This window comes from Brevundimonas sp. UBA2416 (genome assembly GCF_002343105.1).
Lineage (GTDB): Bacteria > Pseudomonadota > Alphaproteobacteria > Caulobacterales > Caulobacteraceae > Brevundimonas.
Genome location: NZ_DDRM01000002.1, coordinates 1 through 19575, shown reverse-complemented (window position 1 = coordinate 19575; position 19575 = coordinate 1). Strand labels below are relative to the sequence as shown.

At 67.5% G+C, this 19575-nt stretch carries 23 protein-coding genes and 1 pseudogene; 8 read left to right on the top strand and 16 right to left on the bottom strand.

Features of this window, described 5'->3' with window-relative positions; genetic code table 11:
* The first annotated feature begins 58 nt into the window (after positions 1–58).
* Together B3E43_RS00265 and B3E43_RS00260 are read left to right on the top strand one after the other, a co-directional pair.
* Positions 59–1114, top strand: a complete 1056-nt coding sequence (locus B3E43_RS00265) for a GGDEF domain-containing protein (protein ID WP_292025810.1) — start codon at positions 59–61, stop codon at positions 1112–1114.
* 38 nt (positions 1115–1152) lie between these two features.
* Entirely contained in the window at positions 1153–1956 is an 804-nt protein-coding gene (locus B3E43_RS00260) for a lysophospholipid acyltransferase family protein (RefSeq protein ID WP_292025808.1), read from the top strand.
* Here B3E43_RS00260 and B3E43_RS00255 read toward each other — a convergent pair.
* From B3E43_RS00255 to B3E43_RS00195, 13 genes are all read right to left on the bottom strand, one after another.
* The gene (locus B3E43_RS00255; RefSeq protein ID WP_292025806.1) at positions 1928–2116 is read right to left on the bottom strand and encodes a hypothetical protein; all 189 of its coding nucleotides are present in this window, start codon (positions 2114–2116) and stop codon (positions 1928–1930) included. The two genes, B3E43_RS00260 and B3E43_RS00255, sit on opposite strands and share 29 nt — an antisense overlap.
* 95 nt (positions 2117–2211) lie before the next feature.
* On the bottom strand, positions 2212–3018 hold the full coding sequence (locus B3E43_RS00250) for a MetQ/NlpA family ABC transporter substrate-binding protein (RefSeq protein WP_292025803.1): 807 nt from the start codon (positions 3016–3018) through the stop codon (positions 2212–2214).
* 22 nt (positions 3019–3040) lie between these two features.
* Entirely contained in the window at positions 3041–3706 is a 666-nt protein-coding gene (locus B3E43_RS00245; RefSeq protein ID WP_292025801.1) for a methionine ABC transporter permease, read from the bottom strand.
* Positions 3706–4695 carry a methionine ABC transporter ATP-binding protein gene (locus B3E43_RS00240; protein ID WP_292025799.1) on the bottom strand — a complete coding sequence of 330 codons (990 nt, stop codon included), beginning with the start codon at positions 4693–4695 and terminating at the stop codon, positions 3706–3708. The genes B3E43_RS00245 and B3E43_RS00240 overlap by 1 nt, the downstream gene beginning before the upstream one ends.
* Positions 4695–5087, bottom strand: a complete 393-nt coding sequence (locus B3E43_RS00235; protein WP_292025797.1) for a HesB/IscA family protein — start codon at positions 5085–5087, stop codon at positions 4695–4697. The genes B3E43_RS00240 and B3E43_RS00235 overlap by 1 nt, the downstream gene beginning before the upstream one ends.
* Positions 5088–5098: 11 nt before the next feature.
* On the bottom strand, positions 5099–5494 hold the full coding sequence (locus B3E43_RS00230; protein WP_292025795.1) for an SUF system Fe-S cluster assembly protein: 396 nt from the start codon (positions 5492–5494) through the stop codon (positions 5099–5101).
* Positions 5491–6729, bottom strand: coding sequence for an aminotransferase class V-fold PLP-dependent enzyme (locus tag B3E43_RS00225; RefSeq protein ID WP_292025772.1), 1239 nt, complete (start codon positions 6727–6729; stop codon positions 5491–5493). Before B3E43_RS00225 ends, B3E43_RS00230 begins: the two co-directional genes overlap by 4 nt.
* Positions 6708–7736 (bottom strand): Fe-S cluster assembly protein SufD, encoded by a 1029-nt coding sequence (gene sufD, locus B3E43_RS00220; RefSeq protein ID WP_292025770.1) that lies wholly within the window; start codon positions 7734–7736, stop codon positions 6708–6710. Before sufD ends, B3E43_RS00225 begins: the two co-directional genes overlap by 22 nt.
* Positions 7733–8482 carry a Fe-S cluster assembly ATPase SufC gene (gene sufC / locus B3E43_RS00215; RefSeq protein WP_292025767.1) on the bottom strand — a complete coding sequence of 250 codons (750 nt, stop codon included), beginning with the start codon at positions 8480–8482 and terminating at the stop codon, positions 7733–7735. The genes sufD and sufC overlap by 4 nt, the downstream gene beginning before the upstream one ends.
* Positions 8482–9081 (bottom strand): hypothetical protein, encoded by a 600-nt coding sequence (locus tag B3E43_RS00210; protein ID WP_292025765.1) that lies wholly within the window; start codon positions 9079–9081, stop codon positions 8482–8484. Before B3E43_RS00210 ends, sufC begins: the two co-directional genes overlap by 1 nt.
* Complete coding sequence (gene sufB / locus B3E43_RS00205; protein WP_292025763.1) at positions 9078–10544, bottom strand: Fe-S cluster assembly protein SufB; 1467 nt, start codon at positions 10542–10544, stop codon at positions 9078–9080. The genes B3E43_RS00210 and sufB overlap by 4 nt, the downstream gene beginning before the upstream one ends.
* A complete protein-coding gene (locus B3E43_RS00200; protein ID WP_292025761.1) occupies positions 10544–11683 on the bottom strand; it encodes a cysteine desulfurase family protein in 1140 nt (379 codons plus the stop codon). Before B3E43_RS00200 ends, sufB begins: the two co-directional genes overlap by 1 nt.
* Complete coding sequence (locus B3E43_RS00195; protein ID WP_292025759.1) at positions 11680–12153, bottom strand: Rrf2 family transcriptional regulator; 474 nt, start codon at positions 12151–12153, stop codon at positions 11680–11682. Before B3E43_RS00195 ends, B3E43_RS00200 begins: the two co-directional genes overlap by 4 nt.
* Before the next feature lie 158 nt (positions 12154–12311).
* On the opposite strand from B3E43_RS00195, the gene B3E43_RS00190 reads away from it, so the two are divergent.
* The gene (locus B3E43_RS00190) at positions 12312–12962 is read left to right on the top strand and encodes an alpha/beta hydrolase (RefSeq protein WP_292025756.1); all 651 of its coding nucleotides are present in this window, start codon (positions 12312–12314) and stop codon (positions 12960–12962) included.
* On the opposite strand, the gene B3E43_RS00185 is transcribed toward B3E43_RS00190, so the two are convergent.
* Complete coding sequence (locus tag B3E43_RS00185) at positions 12959–13636, bottom strand: hypothetical protein (RefSeq protein ID WP_292025754.1); 678 nt, start codon at positions 13634–13636, stop codon at positions 12959–12961. The genes B3E43_RS00190 and B3E43_RS00185 overlap by 4 nt on opposite strands.
* Positions 13637–13692: 56 nt before the next feature.
* Between B3E43_RS00185 and B3E43_RS16140 the strand changes: the two are divergent.
* A pseudogene (locus tag B3E43_RS16140) lies at positions 13693–13878 on the top strand (TetR/AcrR family transcriptional regulator); the annotation flags it as partial.
* A complete protein-coding gene (locus B3E43_RS00180; RefSeq protein ID WP_292025752.1) occupies positions 13879–14322 on the top strand; it encodes a TetR-like C-terminal domain-containing protein in 444 nt (147 codons plus the stop codon).
* Here the strand turns inward: B3E43_RS00180 and B3E43_RS00175 are convergent.
* Together B3E43_RS00175 and B3E43_RS00170 are read right to left on the bottom strand one after the other, a co-directional pair.
* Entirely contained in the window at positions 14316–15518 is a 1203-nt protein-coding gene (locus tag B3E43_RS00175; RefSeq protein ID WP_292025750.1) for an exo-beta-N-acetylmuramidase NamZ family protein, read from the bottom strand. The two genes, B3E43_RS00180 and B3E43_RS00175, sit on opposite strands and share 7 nt — an antisense overlap.
* Positions 15515–16036 (bottom strand): DOMON-like domain-containing protein, encoded by a 522-nt coding sequence (locus tag B3E43_RS00170; RefSeq protein WP_292025748.1) that lies wholly within the window; start codon positions 16034–16036, stop codon positions 15515–15517. Before B3E43_RS00170 ends, B3E43_RS00175 begins: the two co-directional genes overlap by 4 nt.
* Positions 16037–16229: 193 nt before the next feature.
* Here B3E43_RS00170 and tyrS point away from each other — a divergent pair, with 193 nt between their 5' ends.
* The 3 genes from tyrS (at position 16230) to B3E43_RS00155 (ending at position 19500) form a co-directional block, all read left to right on the top strand.
* A complete protein-coding gene (gene tyrS / locus B3E43_RS00165) occupies positions 16230–17486 on the top strand; it encodes a tyrosine--tRNA ligase (RefSeq protein WP_292025746.1) in 1257 nt (418 codons plus the stop codon).
* Positions 17487–17659: 173 nt separating this feature from the next.
* Positions 17660–18127, top strand: a complete 468-nt coding sequence (bcp, locus tag B3E43_RS00160) for a thioredoxin-dependent thiol peroxidase (RefSeq protein ID WP_292025742.1) — start codon at positions 17660–17662, stop codon at positions 18125–18127.
* A 221-nt stretch (positions 18128–18348) separates the two neighbouring features.
* Entirely contained in the window at positions 18349–19500 is a 1152-nt protein-coding gene (locus B3E43_RS00155; RefSeq protein ID WP_292025740.1) for a M23 family metallopeptidase, read from the top strand.
* The last annotated feature ends 75 nt before the right edge of the window (positions 19501–19575 follow it).

Sequence of the window (19575 nt, the reverse complement as noted above, 5' to 3'; positions counted from 1 at the left end):
CCCCGCATAGCGTAGCCGACGGAAACGGTCGCTCAGCGCGGCCCGGCGGGGAAATCGTATGGCGGCTCAGCTCGAAACCACTCTTCGGGGACCTGAAGCCTACGGTCTGGCGCGTCGGGTCATCGAGGCGATGGAATCAGAGGGCGTCTGGCCGACGCCGCTGAATTTCGAGATCTGGGTCCACTATCTCGGCGACCCGGAAGGGGCGCTCGGCCGTGAAATCAAACGAATTCTGGCGGCGTCCGAGCCGTTCACCGAGGCGACGGCCGACATGCTGGCCGCCGAATACCTGCCGCGCGGACGACTGACCGAGGAAATCCGCGACGCCGGTCGCGTGCTGGATCGGGAACTGTCCAGCGTGTCCGATGCCATCTCCAAGGCCCACAAGTCCCAGGCTGCCTACGGCCAGACCCTGGACAAGGCCGCGACGAGCATCGAGACCGCCGGCGACGGCGCGGGCCTGCAGGCTATCGTCACCGGATTGACCTCGGCCACCCGCAAGGTCCAGCGCGAGAACGAGACGCTGGAGAAGCGGCTGGACGCCTCGACCCGCGAGGTTGCCCGTCTGCGCGAACACCTGGAACAGGTGCGCCGCGACGCCATGACCGACGCCCTGACCAATCTGGCCAATCGCAAGGCGTTCGACGAGCACCTGGAGGCCGCCTGCGCCCAGGCCGACACCGGCGGCGGCGCCCTGACCCTCGCCGTGCTGGATATCGACCACTTCAAGCGGTTCAACGACACTTGGGGACATCAGACCGGCGACCAGGTTCTCCGCTATGTGGCCAGCGTCATGGGCCGCGTGGCCAAGGCGCCCCGCATCGCCGCCCGCTACGGCGGCGAGGAGTTCGCCATGATCTTCCCCCAGGAAAGCCTGGGTCAGGTCGAGACCGCCCTGGAGGCGATCCGCAAGGAAATCGCTTCCCGGTCACTGCGCCGCCGCTCGACGGACGACGAACTCGGAGCCGTGACCCTGTCCGCCGGCTTCGCGCAGCGTCGACCCGGTGAGACCGCCTCCGCCCTGCTCGATCGCGCCGACGCGGCCCTCTACGCGTCCAAACACGCCGGCCGGAACCGCGTCACCAGCGCGGACCGGCTCGACGAGGCCGCCTGAAGCCTTCCGCCCGAGCCATTTCGCATCATAGTGGACCGATGCGCAGCCTCGCCTTCAACGTCGCCTACTGGCTCCTGTCGATCGTCTACACGCTCGGGGCCGCCTTCGCCGCCCTGACCCCCGGCCGCCGCGCCACCAGCTGGATCATCCGCCGCTATGTGAAGCGGATGGTGCAGGCCATGAGGCTGCTGGCCGGCATCCGCATTCAGACGCGGGGCAAGGAACGGCTGCCGCAGGGCGCCTTCATCATCGCCTCAAAACACCAGAGCTGGGGCGACGGCTTCGCCACCTACGACCAGTTCGACGACCTCGCCTTCGTCACCGGGGACCACCTGGAGAAGTTTCCGCTGCTGGGCACGGTGCTGCGCAAGCTGGGGGCCATCGTCGTCAATAACTGCGGCGGCCGCGAAGCCCGCGAGGCGCTGAAACACCGTTCCGCCGACGCCCATGCCGCGGGGCGGAAAATCCTCATCTATCCCGAGGGCAATCTGGCGAAGGTCGGCGAGAAATTCCGCTACCGCTCGGGCGTCTGGCACATGTACCGCGACTTCGACATGCCGGTCGTGCCCCTGGCCACCAACCTCGGCCTGTTCTGGCCGCAGGAGGAATTCCGCAAGAACCCGGGAACCGCCACGCTCGAGTTCCTCGACCCCATCCCCACCGGGCTGGGCAAGGAAGAGTTCCTCACCCGCCTCGAAGCCGCGATCGAAGGCAAGACTGCCGAACTCGTCGCCGACGCGACAGGCCAGCCGGCCACCCCGGCGGTGCGGGTTCTGGCGCCCGATGAGGCAGCCAGGGCGGCTAAAGCGGGTCTCAGGCCCGGCGACGCTGCCGCGACCTGAATCCGATCTGCACCAGATCGATCAGGAACCAGGTGACCGCGCCCGTCACAGCTCGAATGAGATAGTCCTGCGCCGATCCCGCTTCCCGCCAGCTCTCCCCATGAAGCAGGGCAGGCACCGCGAACAGCCCCGCGATGACTGCACCCATGAGCAGGCTCACCACGACCCTCCGACCAAGCGAATGGGACATTTCGAACCGCCCTCTGCCTCGGGAGACAACCACGAGGGCGAAACAATCATGGTTCCCGGATAGGTTCAAGCCGCCGGAATCACGGCCCCATCGTATTTCTGCGCGATGAAGTCCTTGACCGCCTGACTCCGCAGCATGGCCGCCAGGGCCACGATGCGCGGATCGGCCCGGTTGTCCGGCCGCGCCACCAGATAGTTCACATAGGGGCTATCGGCGCCCTCGAGTGTCAGGGCGTCGGTGCGCGGATTAAGGCGGGCGTCCAGCGCGTAGTTGGTGTTGATCACCGCCATGTCGACCTGGTCCAGCACGCGCGGCAGGGTCGCCGACTCGAGTTCGCGGAAACGCAGGTTCTTCGGGTTCTCCACGATGTCGCGCAGCGTCTGCAGCGGATTGACCGGGTCCCTCAGCCGCACCAGTCCGGCCTTCTGAAGCAGGATCAACGACCGGCCGATCGAGGAGGCGTCATTGGGAACCGCCACCTCGGCACGGTCCGGCAGTTCGGCGAGCGTCCGGAACCGGCGCGAATAGGCGCCCAGCGGCTCGACATGCACCCCGGCCACCGTAATCAGGTCCGAACCGCGCGAGGCGTTGAACTCATCCAGATAGGGCTTGGTCTGGAAGTAGTTCACGTCCAGCCGGCCCTCCGCCAGCTGTGTGTTCGGCTGAACATAGTCGTTGAACACCTTGATCTCGATCTGGATTCCATCAGCCGCCAGCAGCGGTTTGATGTGTTCCAGGATTTCCGCGTGCGGCACGGCGGTCGCCCCGACCATCAGCGGTCCCGTGGTCCCCGCGGTCTTGTCCGCCCCCTGCCCGCAGGCGGCGAGCGCCGTCGCGGCGGCGGCGAGGATCAGGAGCGAGCGACGGTTCATGGCGGACCTTTCGGGGAAGCGATCAGCGGTGGGAAACGGCTGCGACCAGACGGTCGCCGAGCATCTGGAGGACCTGCACCAGCAGGAGCAGCAGCACGACGGTCACCACCATGACATCGGTCTGGAACCGCTGATAGCCGAAGCGGATGGCCAGGTCGCCCAGCCCGCCCGCGCCGACGACCCCCGCCATGGCGGTGTAGCTGACCAGGGCGATGGCGGTGACCGTCGCGCCGGCGAGGATGCCGGGCATGGCCTCGGGCAGCAGGGCGCGGGTGACGATCTGGAAGGTCGAGCCGCCCATGGCCTGGGTCGCCTCGACCACGCCCTTGTCGACCTCGCGCAGCGCCGTCTCGACCAGCCGCGCATAGAAGGGCGCGGCGCCCACGACCAGAGGCGGAATGGCGCCAGCCACCCCCAGCGACGTCCCGACCAGCAGCACCGTCACCGGCAGCATGACGATCAGCAGGATGATGAAGGGCACCGACCGCAGGATGTTCACCACCAGCGACAGCAACGCATTCACCACCGGATTGGCCGCCAGCCGCCCCTTGCCGGACAGGTACAGCAGTACCCCCAGCGGAATGCCGAACAGCACCGTCAGCGCCATCGACCCGCCGAGCATCAGCAGGGTGTCCCGTGACGCCCGCGCGATCTCGGGCCAGTCGACATTGGCGAAGAAGCCTTCCATCACGCGGCCTCCACGGTGACGCCACGCGCAGTCAGTTGCGCGACGGCCGCCTCGGCGTCGCCGCCTGTGAAGGCCACCACCAGCTGGCCGTAAGGCTCGCCGCGGATACGGCTGATCCGGCCGGACAGAATCGAATAGTCCACGCCCACCGATCGCGCGACGCGGCTCAGTTCGGGCTCATAGGTCGAGCCGCCCCGGAACGTCAGCTTCGCCAGCCGGCCGCCCGGCGGCACATCGGCGGTCTCGAACCCGTCCTCGCCCTCGGCCAGCATGGCGCGGGTCGCGGCGTGTTTCGGGTGCAGGAAGACGTCGGCCGTCGCCCCCTCTTCCACCACCCGCCCGTCTTTCAGCACCGCCACCCGATCGCACACGCGGCGCACCACCTCCATCTGGTGGGTGATCAGCACGATGGTCAGCTTCAGATCGCGGTTCAGCTGGTCGAGCAGCGACAGGATTTCATCGGTCGTCTCGGGATCCAGCGCGCTGGTCGCCTCGTCGCACAGCAGCACGCCGGGTTCGCAGGCCAGGGCCCGCGCAATGCCGACCCGCTGCTTCTGCCCGCCCGACAACTGCGCCGGATGCTTCTTCGCGTGCTCCGACAGCCCCAGCTGTTCCAGCAGGTCCGCGACCCGCCTATCGACCTCGGCCGCCGGCCGCCCCTCGAGGCGCAGGGGGAAGGCGACGTTCTCCGCCACCGTCTTCGCGTTCAGAAGGTTGAAATGCTGGAAGATCATGCCGATCCGCCGCCGCGCGGCGCGCAGCTCGGCCGGCGCCAGCGTCGTCATCTCGCGCCCGTCGACCGTCACCGTCCCGGCGTCCGGCCGTTCCAGCAGATTGATGGTCCGGATCAGGGTCGACTTGCCCGCACCCGACCGTCCGACCACGCCGAACACCTGGCCGCCCTCGACGGTCAGATCAACGGCGTCCAGCGCCACGCGCTCGCCCGCCGCGCTCCGGAAGCGCTTCGTCACTCCCTCAAGACGGATCATCAGTCGGTTTCCAGCGCCTTCGCGGGAATGATGGTGACGCTCTCGCCGCAGCCGCAGGCGTCCGTCTGGTTCGGGTTCCGGAACACGAATTTTGAGGCCAGCTTCGTCGTCTCGTAGTCGAGCTCGGATCCGATCAGGAACAGGATCGACTTGGGATCGACGACGATGGTCGCGCCCTTGTCCGTCACAACCTCGTCCAGCGGCCCGATCTCGTCCGCGAAGGCGAAGGTGTATTCCTGCCCCGCGCAGCCCGCATTCTTCAGCCCGACGCGCAGCGCCTTGTGTCCGCCGGCCTCGGTCAGGGCGCGCACCCGCTCGGCCGCCGCTTCCGTCAGGGTGACGACGGCGGGGCGCGGGCGACGCGGACGAGGGGTGGTCTGAAGCTCGGTCATCGGACGGTCCATCAGAACATGTTCAGGGCCAGCTTGGCCTCGTCGCTCATCTTCGACGCGTCCCACGGGGGATCAAACGTCAGTTCCGCCCGCGCCGAGCGCACGCCCTCGACCTTCTTCACCGCCTCCTCGACCCAGATCGGCATCTCGCCGGCCACGGGACAGCCCGGCGCCGTCAGGGTCATCTCGACCACCACATCGCGGTCGTCGGACAGGTCGACCTTGTAGATCAGGCCCAGCTCATAGATGTCGACCGGGATCTCCGGGTCGAACACCGACTTCAGCGCCTCGATGATGTCGTCCGTCATCCGGTCGATCTCGGCCTGGGCCAGGGCGCTTTTCTGCGGCGCGTCCCAGGCTTCGGCAAAGGCCGCGCTGTCGGCAGTGGGGGTCGTCGGATCGCTCATGCGAAGAACTCACGGGCCTTGATCAGGGCGTCGGCGAAGGCGTCGGCGTCCTCGAGGGTGTTATATAGGGCGAAGCTGGCGCGGGCGCTCGACGTCAGGCCAAAGCGCTTCGCCAGCGGCTCGGCGCAGTGCAGGCCGGCGCGCACGGCGACGCCGTAGCGGTCCATCACCTGGGCGATGTCATGGGCATGCGCGCCGTCGACGGTGAAGGTGAAGATGGCTCCCTTCCCTTCCGCCGTGCCGATCTCGGTCAGCCAGTTCAGGCCGGCAAGTCGCGTCCGCACCCGGTCCATCAGCACCGCTTCGTGAGCCCGGATCGCAGCGGCGTCGAACTGGCCCAGCCATTCGATCGCCGCGCTGAGGCCGATGGCCTCCAGGATCGGCGGCGTGCCGGCCTCGAACCGATGGGGCAGGCCGGCATAGGTCACCGCATCCTCGGTCACCGTGGCGATCATCTCGCCCCCGCCCTGATACGGCGGAAGGGCCTCAAGCGCGGCGCGCTTGCCGTACAGGCCCCCGATGCCGGTCGGGCCGAACAGCTTGTGGCCGGTGAAGACATAGAAGTCGGCGTCCAGCGCCTGGACGTCGGGGCTGCAGTGCACCGCGCCCTGGCAGCCGTCGACGAGGATCAGCGCGCCGGCCGCATGGGCGAGGTCTGCGATGGCGCGGACGTCGTTCACCGTGCCCAGCACGTTCGACATATGCGTCACGGCCACCAGCCGGGTTCGCGGCCCGATCAGCGCCGCCAGCGCATCCATGTCCAGCGCACCGTCGTCGGCGACCGGGGCCCATTTCAGCACCGCGCCGAACCGTTCGCGCAGCATGTGCCAGGGCACGATATTGGCGTGGTGCTCCATCTGGGTGACGACGATCTCGTCGCCCGGCTGGATCGACTGACCGATGCCCGCCGCCACCAGATTGATCGCCTCGGTCCCGCCCTTGGTCCAGATGATCTGCTCAGGGCTTTCCGCGTTCAGGTACCGCGCCACGCTTTCGCGCGCCGCCTCGAACGCCTCGGTCGTCTCATTGGCCAGGGTGTGCAGGCCGCGGTGGACGTTGGCGTAGGAATGCTCCATCGCCGCCGTCAGGGCGTCGATCACCGCCCGCGGCTTCTGCGCCGAGGCGGCCGAGTCCAGATAGACCAGCGGCTTGCCGTTCACCGTCCGCGACAGGATCGGGAACTGCGCACGCGCCGCATAGGGGTCAAAGAGGGTCACAGGCGAGCCGTCAGCCATGCCCGCACCACCTCTCTCGCGCCCTCGTGCGCGATCCGGTCGACGACCTCGATCAGGAAGGCCTCTGTCAGAAGCGCACGGGCCTCATCGGCGGGGATGCCGCGCTGCTGCATGTAGAACAGGGCGCTCTCGTCCAGATTCCCGACCGTATTGCCGTGCGCGCACTGCACGTCGTCGGCATAGATTTCGAGCTCCGGCTTGGCGTCCACCTCGGCCCGCTCGCCGAGGATCAGCGCATGGTGGCCCATCCGCGCATCGGTGCCGTCCGCCCCGCGTTCGACGACGATCTTGCCCTGGAAGACGCCCCGCGCCGTGTCGCGCACCACACCCTTGGTCAGCTGGCTGGTGACGCCGTCGGCCGCGACATGATCGACGACCGTCGTCAGGTCCGCCTGCCGCTCGCCCGACAGCACATAGACCCCGTCCAGTCGCACATCCGCGCCCTGCGCCCGGTGCGTCACCTGGGTCTCGAGCCGTTGCAGCTTCGCGCCCGTCGTCAGGATCGTCTGGCGATAGACGCCGCCCGCCTCGACCTTCACCTGGGCCTGGGTGATCGAGATGGCATCCGCCGGCTCGTCGGCCAGCACCACCCGCGTCACCTCGGCGCCCCGCGCCACGTCCAGCTCCAGCCGGTTGTTCGCCACATAAGCCGAGCCGTGACCCTCATGGCTCTCCAGCAGCAGCAGCTTCGCCCCCGCCCGCACCGAAATCCGCGCCGTCAGGCCGTGGCCCGTCCCCTCGGCGCGCGAGATCAGGCGCAGGCGCACCGTCTTGTCGCCGGAGACCGACATCGCGGTCTCACCCACGGCCCGACCGTTGACGAACACCATGGCCTCGCCGCCCAGCGCCTCGAAGGGGCCACCGCCGACCAGCGGCACCGTCGCCGACGGCGAAGGCGCGGGCGCCTCGCGCAGATGACGGCGCAGGTCGGAGTATTTCCACGCCTCGACGCGACGCGAGGGGAAGCTGGACGCGTCCTTCAGGTCGATGAGCGGCAGGGCGTTCACGCCGCCTCCATCGCGTATTTGTCGTAGCCCTCGGCCTCGAGCTGCAGCGCAAGTTCAGGTCCGCCCGAGGCCACGATCCGCCCCGCGGCCAGCACATGCACCCGGTCCGGTTTGATATAGTCCAGCAGCCGCTGATAGTGGGTGATCACCAGCATGGCGCGGTCGGGCGAGCGCAGGGCGTTGACGCCCTCGGACACGATCCGCAGGGCGTCGATGTCGAGGCCGGAATCCGTCTCGTCGAGGATCAGCAGCGACGGCTCCAGCAGGGCCATCTGCAGGATCTCCATCCGCTTCTTCTCGCCGCCAGAGAAGCCGACATTGAGCGGCCGCTTGAGCATGTCGAAATCCATCTTCAGCGCCGTCGATGCCGCCCGCACCATCTTCAGGAAGGCCGGGGCCGAGACCTCCTCCTCGCCCCGCGCGCGCTTCTGGGCGTTCAGCGCCGTGCGCACGAACGTCAGCGCCGGGACGCCAGGGATCTCGATCGGATACTGGAACGACAGGAAGACGCCCTTCGCCGCGCGCTCGGCGGGCTCCAGACCCAGCAGGTCCTCGCCCTTCCACGACACCGAGCCCTCGGAGGACTCATAGCCGGGCCGTCCGGCCACGGTGTAGCCCAGCGTCGACTTGCCGGCCCCGTTCGGCCCCATGATGGCGTGCACTTCGCCAGCCGGAACGTCGAGCGTCAGCCCCTTGAGGATCGGCTTGTCGCCGACGGAGACGTGGAGGTTGGATATGGAGAGCATTATTGGAGCTGAGACCAGAGGTAGAAGCCGCCGAGCGCGGCGAAGATGAGGATGGGAACGATCAGCTGTTTCAGCAGATCCTTCGTCCTCGCGTGCGGGTCGACCGGAATGGGCGGATAGTGTTTGGCGACGTAGCGCTCCATGGCCGCGGCGCGCTCCTTCGGCGTCCCGGTCATGGTGGCGGCCAGATCGGGGTCCATGTCCGCGGCCGGTTCACTCTCGACGGCCATGTCACCGGGCGGAAAGAGCTCGCCCTCGATCAGACCCGCAGCATCCCAGCGCGCCGCGAGCGCGCGCTGCAACAGCGACACCGTCTGCGCCGACAGGGCGCCGCGCGCCACGAACCACAGCAAGTGGTCGCCGTACTCCTGTGCGCCGTCGGGCAGCTCCTCTGCGTCAGCCAGTGGACCGGGATAGTATTCGAACCCGCTCTCTTCTCCGTCGACGGTGACCGGAACCCAACCTCCACCCCAGTCTGCCAGGCGGAAGTCGGAATGGAACACCACCGTCACGCCGGTCAGATCCATGGTCGCCGCGGCCAGCTCCGCCGGCTCCGGCAGGGCGTCCCGACGGACAATCAGACCACTATCGACGCTCACCCCACGCTCCCTTCCAGACTGATCGCCACCAGCTTCTGCGCCTCGACGGCGAACTCCATCGGCAGCTTCTGCATCACGTCGCGGACGAAGCCGTTGACCAGCAGGGCCACCGCCTCCTCCTGCGACAGGCCGCGCTGCTGGGCGTAGAACAGCTGGTCGTCCGACAGGCGCGTCGTCGTCGCCTCGTGCTCCAGCTGGGCCGAACCATTGCGGGCCTCGATATAGGGCACGGTGTGGGAGCCGCAGTCCTTGCCGATGAGCAGGCTGTCGCACTGGGTGAAGTTGCGCACTCCGGTCGCCTTGGGATGTACCGAGACCAGTCCGCGATACGTCGAGTCCGACTTTCCGGCCGAGACCGCCTTGGCGATGATCCGGCTCTTCGAGTTCTTGCCCAGATGGATCATCTTGGTGCCGGTGTCGGCCTGCTGATGTCCGTTGGTGATGGCGATGGAATAGAATTCGCCCGAGCTCTCCTCGCCCTTGAGGATGCAGGACGGATATTTCCACGTCACCGCCGAGCCGGTCTCGACCTGGGTCCAGGACACCTTCGACCGGTCGCCGCGGCAGTCGGCGCGCTTGGTGACGAAATTGTAGATGCCGCCCTTGCCCTCGGCGTCGCCGGGGTACCAGTTCTGCACCGTCGAATATTTGATCTCGGCGTCGTCCAGCGCGACCAGTTCGACCACCGCGGCGTGCAGCTGGTTCTCGTCGCGCATCGGGGCGGTGCAGCCCTCCAGATAGGAGCAGTAGCTGCCCTTGTCGGCGATGATGAGCGTCCGTTCGAACTGGCCCGTCTGGCTCGCATTGATGCGGAAATAGGTCGACAGCTCCATCGGGCAGCGCACGCCCGGCGGGATGTAGACGAACGACCCGTCCGAAAAGACCGCACTGTTCAGGGCCGCGAAATAGTTGTCCGAGACCGGCACCACCGAGCCGAGATATTTGCGCACCAGATCAGGATGTTCGCGCAAGGCCTCGGAAATCGGCATGAAAATCACGCCGGCCTTGGCCAGCTCGGCCTTGAAGGTGGTAACCACCGAGACGCTGTCGAACACCGCGTCCACGGCATAACGCGCCGCGCCCTCGACGCCCGCCAGCACCTCCTGCTCCTTCAGCGGGATACCCAGCTTGGCGTAGATGGCGAGGATCTCCGGATCGACCTCGTCCAGCGACTTGAGGCCGGCCTTCTCCTTCGGCGCGGCGTAGTAGAACAGGCTCTGGTAATCGACCGGCGTGTATTTCACCGACGCCCAGGTCGGCTCCTCCATCGCCAGCCAGCGCTCATACGCGGCAAGCCGCCATTCCAGCATCCACGCCGGCTCGCCCTTCTTCTCCGAGATGAAGCGCACGATGTCGGCGTTCAGCCCGCGCGGCGCATACTCCGTGTCGATGTCCGAGGTGAAGCCGTGCTCGTATTTCTCGAGGGCGGCGACCGCGTCGATGGTCTTCTGGACAGCAGCCATCAGGCGTCGGCTTTCAGGCGCTCGGCAGCCCGCTGGCGCTGTTTGGCATAGGCCTCGACCCAGGCGGCGGCGAACCGCTTCCAGTCATCCTCGACCGTGCCCCAGCCACCCGAGATGCGGATACCGCCGGTCGCCATATCGATCCGGCCGGTGGCCACGATGGCCCGCGACGGCTTGGTCTTGCCGGACGAACAGGCCGAGCCGGCCGAGACCATCAGACCCATCAGGTCGAGGGTGATCAGCTGCTGCGGGCTCTCCCAGTCGGACACGGCCATGAACAGCGTATTGGGCAGCCGCTCGGCGCCCTCGCCGATGATGGTCGCCCCGGCCGCCTTGACCACAGCCTCGGCCGCGTCGCGCCATGCGGCGTGCGCCTGTGCCGCCGGCAGGTCGCGCGCGGCGCAGACGGCGGCGGCGCCGAAGCCGGTGATCCCCGGCACATTTTCCGTCCCGGCCCGCAGGCCCCGCTCCTGCCCGGCGCCGTGCAGGATGCGAACCGCCTCGCGGCCCTCGGCCATCACCAGCGCCCCGACGCCCTGCGGTCCGCCCAGCTTGTGCGCGGACAGGGTCAGGCTGTCGGCCATGAGGGTACGGATATCGACCGGGATCTTGCCCGCCGACTGGATGGCGTCGACGTGTAGCCAGCCGCCGGCCGAGCGTACCAGCCGCGCCGCCTCGGCGATCGGCTGGATGACGCCGCTCTCGTTGTTGGCGTGATGGATCGCAACCACCGCCTTGCCCGGCTGACCCAGCAGTTGCCGCAGCTTGTTCAGATCGACGACGCCGCGCGCATCGACCGGCAACATCTTGACCGGCTTGCCCGACGCCGTCGCCGCCTCGGCCACGCACGGATGCTCCGTCGCGCTGACGATCAGCCGCTCGCAGCCGGCCGCTATGGCGCTCGCCACAGCCTGGGCGTTGGACTCCGTGCCGCCGCTTGAAAACACGACCGCCGTCGGGTCAGCGCCGACCAGTTCGGCCACGATCGCCCGCGCCGTCTCGACCCGCGCCCGCGCCCGACGGCCCGCCGCGTGGACGGCGTTGGGATTGCCGTTGTCGGCCAGGGCCTCGGCCATCGCCGCCTGGACCTCGGGACGGACCAGACCGGAGGCGTTGTAGTCCAGATAGATGCCGCTCACGCCGCCACTCCAACTTCTTCGGCGGTCGCCCGACGGCGCGCCCCGGTACGGTTCATCACCACATCCTCCAGCGACACGCCCGCCAGATAGCGATGGATTTCGTCGCCGAGGTCCTCCCACAGATTGTGGGTGATGCAGCGTTCACCGGCCATCATACAGCCCTTGGGCGACGAGTGACCGATGCAGCGGGTCGCGCGGATGGGCTCGTCGACCGCCAGCACGATCTCGGCCACGACAGTCTCATGCGCTCCCTTGGCCAGCCGGTAGCCGCCGCCCGGCCCGCGCACGCTCTGCACCAGACCGCTCTTCCGCAGCCGTGCAAACAGCTGTTCCAGATAGCTCAGCGAAATCTCCTGACGTGTCGCGATCTCGGCAAGTGAGACGGCGCGAACCCCGCCCTCGCCCTGTCCGTTCCTGGCCAGATCGGCCATCGCCATCACGGCGTATCGTCCCTTGGTCGACAGACGCATCGCACACCTTCAAAAATCGCGCGCTTTTCAGGGCTCTTGTGCTAGAACCCGCGCCTTCGCAAAGGCGTCGACGCGCAGGCGGGACTTAGAAAGTCCTACTGCTGCGGTCAAGTATTACGCAGGTGCGAAACGACAGTTGAACACGGAATTCGACGCATATGCCTGAAGTCATCCTGCCCGGCGCCTCTGGCCGTATCGAAGGCCGCTACTCGCCGGGCAAGCGCCCGAACGCGCCGATCGCCCTGATCCTGCATCCGCACCCCAAGGCGAACGGGCATATGAACAACCCGGTCACCGTGACCCTGTACCAGCTGTTCCAGAAGCGCGGCTTCGCGACCCTGCGCTACAACAGCCGCGGCGTGGGCAAGTCGCAGGGCGAGTTCGACAGCGGCATTGGCGAACTGGCCGACGCGGCCACCGCCCTCGACTGGCTCCAGTCCAACAACCCCGGCGCCTCCCAGACCTGGGTCGGCGGCTATCAGTTCGGCGCCTATATCGGCATGCAGCTGCTGATGCGTCGCCCCGAGACCGACGGCTTCATCTCGGTTTCGCCGCCGTCGAACATGTACGACTTCAGCTTCCTGGCCCCCTGCCCCGCCTCGGGCCTCTTCCTGCACGGCACGGCCGACACCGTCGTCCCCCCCGTCGAGGTCGAGCGCGTGGTCAACAAGCTGCGCACCCAGAAGGGCATCATCATCGACTATGAGCTGGAAGAGGGCGCGACCCACTTCTGGCAGGACCACATCGGTGCGGTGGAGACCCGCGTTGGCGCCTATCTGGACAAGCGGCTGACGGAAAAGCCGGCCTAGGCAGACTTCCGCTCCCACGGGGCCAGCGCCAGCAACAGCGCGGTCAGGCTCAGATACATCAGCACAATGCCGGCGAGATCGCCCGCGCCATGCTGCTCCCCCATGTTCAGAGCGATGGCCGCTGCGCCGCAGCCTATGACGGCGGCGATGAGACAGGCGGTGTTGGGCATGATCCAGCGCGCGTCAGGGCCCGGATCGGCGCGACGCATCATCGTCCGCACCCACAGGGCCGCCGTCAGAAGCCAGGCCAAGACCAGCGGCGGCATGACGATCCAGGCGAAGGACACATTGACCAGGCCTATGGTCTCCTTGGACACCCGCAGGTCGTCGCCCAGCTGGGACGCCAGCCAGATCGCCGAACCGAGCTGCAAGGTGGTCCAGCCGGCAAGGGCTGTGATGACAAAGCGGTCGGGACGCCGGCTGGCCGCCCAGATCAGCCACAAGACGACAAACGCTCCGAAGAGGAGGGTATCGGTATGACCGAACATGCCGTGGCCGCTGACGATGGCGGGTGTGTCACTGGACTTCACCCCGGCGTAGTAGCTCCAGAGGAAGCCGGGGCCTTCCAGCAGCGAACGCAACAGCACGCGGATGTAGGTCGAACCGGTCGTGAAAACCGCAAGCAGGGTCACAAGCAGCAGCTTGTCGCGCCAGAGCGGGAACCTGTAGGTCATATGTGCTTCCTCCCTGAGGGGAAGATGCTGGCTCAATCTGAGCGGTGTCAAGTTAAATGGCGACAACAGTGCAATCGGCTCAACCCTATCACCACGGCGACCTGCGCGCGGCCTTGATCCGCGCCGCACTTGAGGCGTTCGAAAGGGAAGGCTCAGAGGGGGTGAGCCTGCGCGGGCTGGCGGAGACCGTCGGCGTGTCCCGAAGCGCGCCCTACAGCCATTTCCGGAGCAAGCGTGAGCTGATGGCGGCTATCGCCGAGGTCGGATATGAGCGCTTCGTGGCCGAGATGGAGCGGGTCGACGACGACGCGAACGATCGCGAGCGTTTCCTCGCGATCGGAGAGGGTTATCTGCGGTTCGCACTGGAGAACCCCGGCCTGTTCAAGCTGATGTTCAGCGCCGACCTGGCCTTGCTGAAGGGCGTCGGGGACCTCGAAAACAAGAGCGCGCGCGCCTTTGGCGTCTTTCAGCAGGGGTTGAATGCATTCCTCATCCACGGCGGCGGGGCAGCGTCCGCCTCAACCGCACTGCAAACACTGGCGTGGAGCAGCGTCCACGGCCTGACTTTCCTTCTGCTCGAGGAACGCCTGCCCGTTCGCCCGGAGCAGCCGATCGTTCTGATACGTGAGGTCACCGGCCTGTTCGCCGACATGGCCGAGGCGTGGCTCTCCTCTGCGCGTCAGTAGAGCAGATACGGCCGCCGCAGCGCCACCCACGCCGCCTCGTCCGGCCCGGCCAGCGCCTCCAGATCGGCCGGTGTCGCCGCCGGGTCGTCGACCCATTCGCGCAGCCCGGGCCCGCCGTTGATCACATCGATGGCCAGCTTGTCGAACACGTATTCGTACGGGAAATCCCGCCACAGGGCGTAGTCCGGATACAGCCGACGGATCGCCTTGAAGCCCAGGGCCTGCAGCCGCCACGGCCGGAACGCGGCATGGTCATAGGCCGGGTCGTCGACGTGGATCTGCACACCGTTGCACAGCTGGTGCACGTGCTTGTGGAAGGTCGGCTCGAACCAGCAGTCGCGCAGGCGACAGCCCTCCAGCCACTCCGGCGCAAAGGCCTGCATCTCGGCGATCACCGCGCGGGCGTCGATGTCCGGGGCCCCGAACAGCTCCAGCGGCCGGGTCGTGCCGCGCCCCTCGGACAGGGTCGTCCCCTCCAGCATCACCGTGCCGGCATAGGCCCGCGCCATCGACAGGTTGGCGGCATTGGGGCTGGGGTTGATCCAGCTGCGCTCGCCGATCGGCCAGCCGAAGCCCGGCCCCTGATCGGGCGCCCAGCCCTCCATCTCGATGACCCGGTACTCCACATCCAATTTGAAATGGTCGATGAACCAGCGGCCCATCTCGCCAAGGGTCATGCCGTGCCGCATCGGCATAGGCCCGGCCCCGACGAAACTCTCCCAGCCCGTCAGCAGGGTCGTGCCCTCGACCGGCCGTCCGGCGGGGTTGGGGCGGTCGAGCACCCACACCGCCTTGCCGTGCTTCGCCGACTCTTCCAGAACGTAGAGCAGCGTCGTCACGAAGGTGTAGATGCGGCAGCCCAGGTCCTGCATGTCGACCAGCAGGACATCGAATGTCCCCATTGCCTGCCCCGTCGGACGGCGCACCTCGCCATAGAGGCTGAACACCGGGATGCCGTGCCGCGGGTCGGTGAAGTCCGGCGACTCCATCATATTGTCCTGCAGGTCGCCCCGCATGCCGTGCTGCGGCCCGAACGCCGCCGTGACGTTCAGGTCGGGACAGGCCATCAGCGCGTCCAGCGAATGCGTCAGGTCCGCCGTCACCGAGGTCGGATGCCCCAGCAAGGCGACCCTGCGGCCCTTCAGATCCGCCCGCAGTGCGGGCTCGGACAGGAGGCGATCGATGCCGAATTTCATGCGGGCTCCGGAGGCGGCAGGGTCAGGGCGAACGAGTCGGGATGGTGAAAGTCGGGCTTACCCGGCGCATGGGCCAGAGCCCAGTAGGAGATGCCGCCGTCAATATCCTCAATGACTGCGGCCAAGCCGATGCGGAGTGCCCCCGGCGGGACCTCGATCAGGGCTTCCAGGGTGACCCAGGCCTCGGTCGCCTCGAGGTTCAGGACCTGCGCCCGTTCGTCGGCCGGCGCCATCCCCGACCGATAGCCCTCGAACGTGTAGCTGGCCCAGGCGCCCGACGGGGAAAGATTGAACTCGCGGTAGCCGTCGTCCGTGGGCGCGAAGGCTTCGAAACACGTGTGCCGCCAAAGCCCGTCGGCTCGATCCGGCTCAGCCGCCCCCGGCCACCGCACACGACCGACATGGCCGAATACGGTGTAACGCAGCCAGATGAAGTCCTCGCGTCGCTCGATATCGACCTCGATCCGGTCGACATGGGCGGACGGCATGTCCGGGTGCGGCGTCAGGGTGACCAGCATCCTCCCTCGATAGCGCCCGCTTGACGCCGGTCAATGGCGGCGGCAAACCATCCGTCATGATCGCCCGCCGCGTCCGCACCGGCCTGTATTATCGCCCGCTGAAATAGCGAGCGGCCGCGATCCCCTGCGCCGCACCTTCCCCGGCGCGCAAACTCCCATGACGCCCGCCGGCATCCCTGCTAACGGAGCCGCCATGACCGAGCCCGCCTTCAAGTCCGACTTCCTGAAAACCCTTCAGGCGCGCGGCTACATTCATCAGATCACACACCCGGCCGAGCTCGACGCCGCGACCGTCGCCGGCGTGGTCACCGGCTACATCGGCTTCGACGCCACCGCCCCGTCGCTGCACGTCGGCAGCCTGATCCAGATCATGATGCTGCGCCGTCTCCAGCAGGCCGGCCACAAGCCAATCGTCCTGATGGGCGGGGGCACCACCAAGGTCGGCGACCCGACCGGCAAGGACGCCTCGCGGCCCCAACTGACCGACGAAACGATCCAGTCGAACATCGCCTCGATCAAGACGGTGTTCGAGAAATTCCTGACCTTCGGCGACGGCCCGACCGACGCCGTGATGCTCGACAACGACGCCTGGCTGTCGACCTACGGCTATGTCGAATTCCTGCGCGAATACGGCACGCATTTCACCATCAACCGCATGCTGGCCTTCGACTCGGTCAAACTGCGGCTGGAACGCGAACAGCCGATGACCTTCCTCGAGTTCAACTACATGCTGATGCAGTCGGTGGACTTCCTGGAGCTGAACCGCGCCCGCGGCTGCACCCTGCAGATGGGCGGGTCAGACCAGTGGGGCAACATCGTCTCGGGCGTCGACCTGGTGCGTCGCGTGGACCAGAAGGCCGCTTTCGGCCTGACCACCCCCCTGCTCACCACCGCCTCGGGCGGCAAGATGGGCAAGACCGCCCAGGGCGCCGTCTGGCTGAACGCCGAACAGCTGAGCCCGTATGACTACTGGCAGTTCTGGCGCAACGTCGACGACGCCGACGTGGGCAAATTCCTGCGCCTGTTCACGGACCTGCCGCTGGACGAGGTCGCCCGGCTGGAGTCGTTGGACGGCGCGGCGATCAACGACGCCAAGAAGGCCCTCGCCGACGCCGCGACCACAATGCTGCACGGCGCCGATGCCGCCGCCACGGCCCGGGCCGCGGCCGAAGGCGCGTTCGAGCGCGGCACCCTGTCCGCCGACCTGCCCACCGTCGAACTGGCTGCGGACGAAGTCATCGGCGCCATGATCGCCGCCGTCACGACCAGGGCCGGCCTGACCGCCTCCAACGGCGAGGCCCGACGCCTCGCCCAGGGCGGTGGCTTGCGCCTGAACGACGCGGCCATCGCAGACGGCGCCCGGCTGATCGAGGCGTCGGACGTCAACGCCGACGGCGTACTGAAACTGGCCGCCGGCAAGAAGAAGATCGTGCTGGTCAAACCCATCTAGATTCCGCTCATCCCGGCGTCCCGGAGGGCGGCGCGTAGCAGTCAAAGCCGGGACGCAGTACTTTGGGTGACGGGTGGCGGAGCGGGTCGCGTTGACGATAGTCCTGAAGCGATGGCGTCAGGCTGGACAGAACTGGGTGTCCCGGCTTTCGCCGGGATGAGCGGAGAATGGGAATGCCGGACATCACCGAAGGCCAACAAGCCCCCGCGTTCGACATGGCCACGGCCGGCGGCGGGCGCGTGTCGCTGGACAGCCTCAAGGGCCGCAAGGTCGTGCTCTATTTCTATCCAAAGGCCGACACCCCGGGCTGCACCAATGAGGCGCGGGACTTCTCCGAACACATTGACGCCTTCGCCGCCGCCGGCGCCACCGTCATCGGCGTCTCCCGCGACCCCGTGAAGAAGCTCGATCGCTTCAAGACGAAATACGACCTCAAGGTCGTCCTCGCCTCCGACGAGCCCGAGGCCGTCACCGAGGCCTGGGGCGTCTGGGTCGAGAAGAAGCTCTACGGCCGCGAATACATGGGCATCGAGCGCGCCACCTTCCTGATCGACGGCGCCGGCGTCGTCCGCCGTGTGTGGCGCAAGGTCTCGGTCAAGGGCCATGCAGCCGAAGTGTTGGCGGCCGTTCAATCGCTCTGAGCACGGATCGTCTGACGGCGGCGGAGATGTAACGGCCGTTACATAGATTCGCGAACTGCCTCTCCAGATTCGCGGACTCGCCCATCAAGCGAATAAAGGCGACGAATACCGCCGTTATTCGCGCGAAGACCGGGCAAGGTGGTTAACAAGTCGTGAACAGACTTGTACCCAAGCTGTACCTTGGCGCATAACGCCCCGTTCGTACGTGGGGGCGTTGCGTGATGACCGAACAAGAGCCGACTGTCAGGCGGTCTCTGATCGGAAAGTGGTTTCCGACCCGATATCTCTACCTGCGCGACGGCGAGTCCGTCCGGGCCTGGGCGCTGACGCCCGGCAAACAGGCGCTGGGGGCCGTGGCTGCCGTCCTGCTGGGCGGCTGGACGGCCATGGCCTCGGGCAGCATGATTTTCGACATGGTGGCGCAGAGTCAGACGGATCGCACCGTCGCCCGCGCCCGCGCCGCCTCCGAGCGGATGAACGCCGACCTGCAGGCGCGGCTGGACAGCGCCGTGGTGCGCATGACCGCCACCACCGGCTCGCTCGACGAAATGGCCCAGATGGTCGAGCGCCGCCACGCGGCCCTGACCCAGGTAATGGGCATGTTCCGCGGCGTCGACGGCGCCGAACAGGCGCTGCGCCCGGCCCCGGCCCTCAATCCCGACCGCTCCTCGCCGGTCCAGCGCATGATCGCCGTGCGCATGGATCAGGAGCGGCTGATCGCCCGGGCCGAGACCGAGGCCCAGACCCGCGCCGAACGCCTGCGTCTGGCCTTCCGCCTCGCCGGCCTGAACCCGGCCGCCTATACGCCGCATGATGCCGCCCTGGGCGGACCGCTGGTCGAGGCGCGCGATCCCCGGGCGCTGGCCGCTGTACTGGATGTCGACGAGGCCTTCGCCGTGCGCATCCGCAACGCCGCCGACAACCTGTCCGACATGCGGTCCCTGGCCAATGCGGCCGAGAGCATGCCCTTCCGCCGCCCGACGGCCGCCCGCACCACCTCGGGCTTCGGCGTCCGCTTCGACCCGTTCAACGGCCGCCCCGCCCTGCATCAGGGTCAGGACTTCGCCGCTCCGCTGAACACGCCCATCTACGCCCCGGCTCCCGGAATCGTGTCTTTCGTCGGCGTACGTTCAGGGTATGGCAACACCGTTGAGATAGATCATGGACGCGGTTTCAAGACGCGCTACGCCCACCTGAACGCCACGGCGGTCCTCCCCGGCCAGCGGATCAAGCTTGGTCAGCGTGTCGGCGCCATGGGAACCACAGGACGCTCCACGGGCGTGCATCTGCATTACGAAGTGTGGATGGACGGCCGCCCCCAAAACCCCGCCCGCTTCATGAGAGCCGGAGACCAACTTGTTCAACAAGACTAAATCCCCCGCCCCGTCGCCCCAGCCCCGCGCTGACAACGGCTCGTCCATCCCGCCGCTTCCCGACCTGCCCATGCC

Excerpts from the sequence above, each read along its gene's own strand:
- B3E43_RS00265 (WP_292025810.1), top strand. The coding sequence starts at position 59 with ATGGCGGCTCAGCTCGAAACCACTCTTCGGGGACCTGAAGCCTACGGT.
- B3E43_RS00260 (WP_292025808.1), top strand. The coding sequence starts at position 1,153 with ATGCGCAGCCTCGCCTTCAACGTCGCCTACTGGCTCCTGTCGATCGTC.
- B3E43_RS00250 (WP_292025803.1), bottom strand. The coding sequence starts at position 3,018 with ATGAACCGTCGCTCGCTCCTGATCCTCGCCGCCGCCGCGACGGCGCTC.
- B3E43_RS00245 (WP_292025801.1), bottom strand. The coding sequence starts at position 3,706 with ATGGAAGGCTTCTTCGCCAATGTCGACTGGCCCGAGATCGCGCGGGCG.
- B3E43_RS00240 (WP_292025799.1), bottom strand. The coding sequence starts at position 4,695 with ATGATCCGTCTTGAGGGAGTGACGAAGCGCTTCCGGAGCGCGGCGGGC.
- B3E43_RS00235 (WP_292025797.1), bottom strand. The coding sequence starts at position 5,087 with ATGACCGAGCTTCAGACCACCCCTCGTCCGCGTCGCCCGCGCCCCGCC.
- B3E43_RS00230 (WP_292025795.1), bottom strand. The coding sequence starts at position 5,494 with ATGAGCGATCCGACGACCCCCACTGCCGACAGCGCGGCCTTTGCCGAA.
- B3E43_RS00225 (WP_292025772.1), bottom strand. The coding sequence starts at position 6,729 with ATGGCTGACGGCTCGCCTGTGACCCTCTTTGACCCCTATGCGGCGCGT.
- sufC (WP_292025767.1), bottom strand. The coding sequence starts at position 8,482 with ATGCTCTCCATATCCAACCTCCACGTCTCCGTCGGCGACAAGCCGATC.
- sufB (WP_292025763.1), bottom strand. The coding sequence starts at position 10,544 with ATGGCTGCTGTCCAGAAGACCATCGACGCGGTCGCCGCCCTCGAGAAA.
- B3E43_RS00195 (WP_292025759.1), bottom strand. The coding sequence starts at position 12,153 with ATGCGTCTGTCGACCAAGGGACGATACGCCGTGATGGCGATGGCCGAT.
- B3E43_RS00190 (WP_292025756.1), top strand. The coding sequence starts at position 12,312 with ATGCCTGAAGTCATCCTGCCCGGCGCCTCTGGCCGTATCGAAGGCCGC.
- B3E43_RS00185 (WP_292025754.1), bottom strand. The coding sequence starts at position 13,636 with ATGACCTACAGGTTCCCGCTCTGGCGCGACAAGCTGCTGCTTGTGACC.
- B3E43_RS00180 (WP_292025752.1), top strand. The coding sequence starts at position 13,879 with ATGGCGGCTATCGCCGAGGTCGGATATGAGCGCTTCGTGGCCGAGATG.
- B3E43_RS00175 (WP_292025750.1), bottom strand. The coding sequence starts at position 15,518 with ATGAAATTCGGCATCGATCGCCTCCTGTCCGAGCCCGCACTGCGGGCG.
- B3E43_RS00170 (WP_292025748.1), bottom strand. The coding sequence starts at position 16,036 with ATGCTGGTCACCCTGACGCCGCACCCGGACATGCCGTCCGCCCATGTC.
- tyrS (WP_292025746.1), top strand. The coding sequence starts at position 16,230 with ATGACCGAGCCCGCCTTCAAGTCCGACTTCCTGAAAACCCTTCAGGCG.
- bcp (WP_292025742.1), top strand. The coding sequence starts at position 17,660 with ATGCCGGACATCACCGAAGGCCAACAAGCCCCCGCGTTCGACATGGCC.
- B3E43_RS00155 (WP_292025740.1), top strand. The coding sequence starts at position 18,349 with ATGACCGAACAAGAGCCGACTGTCAGGCGGTCTCTGATCGGAAAGTGG.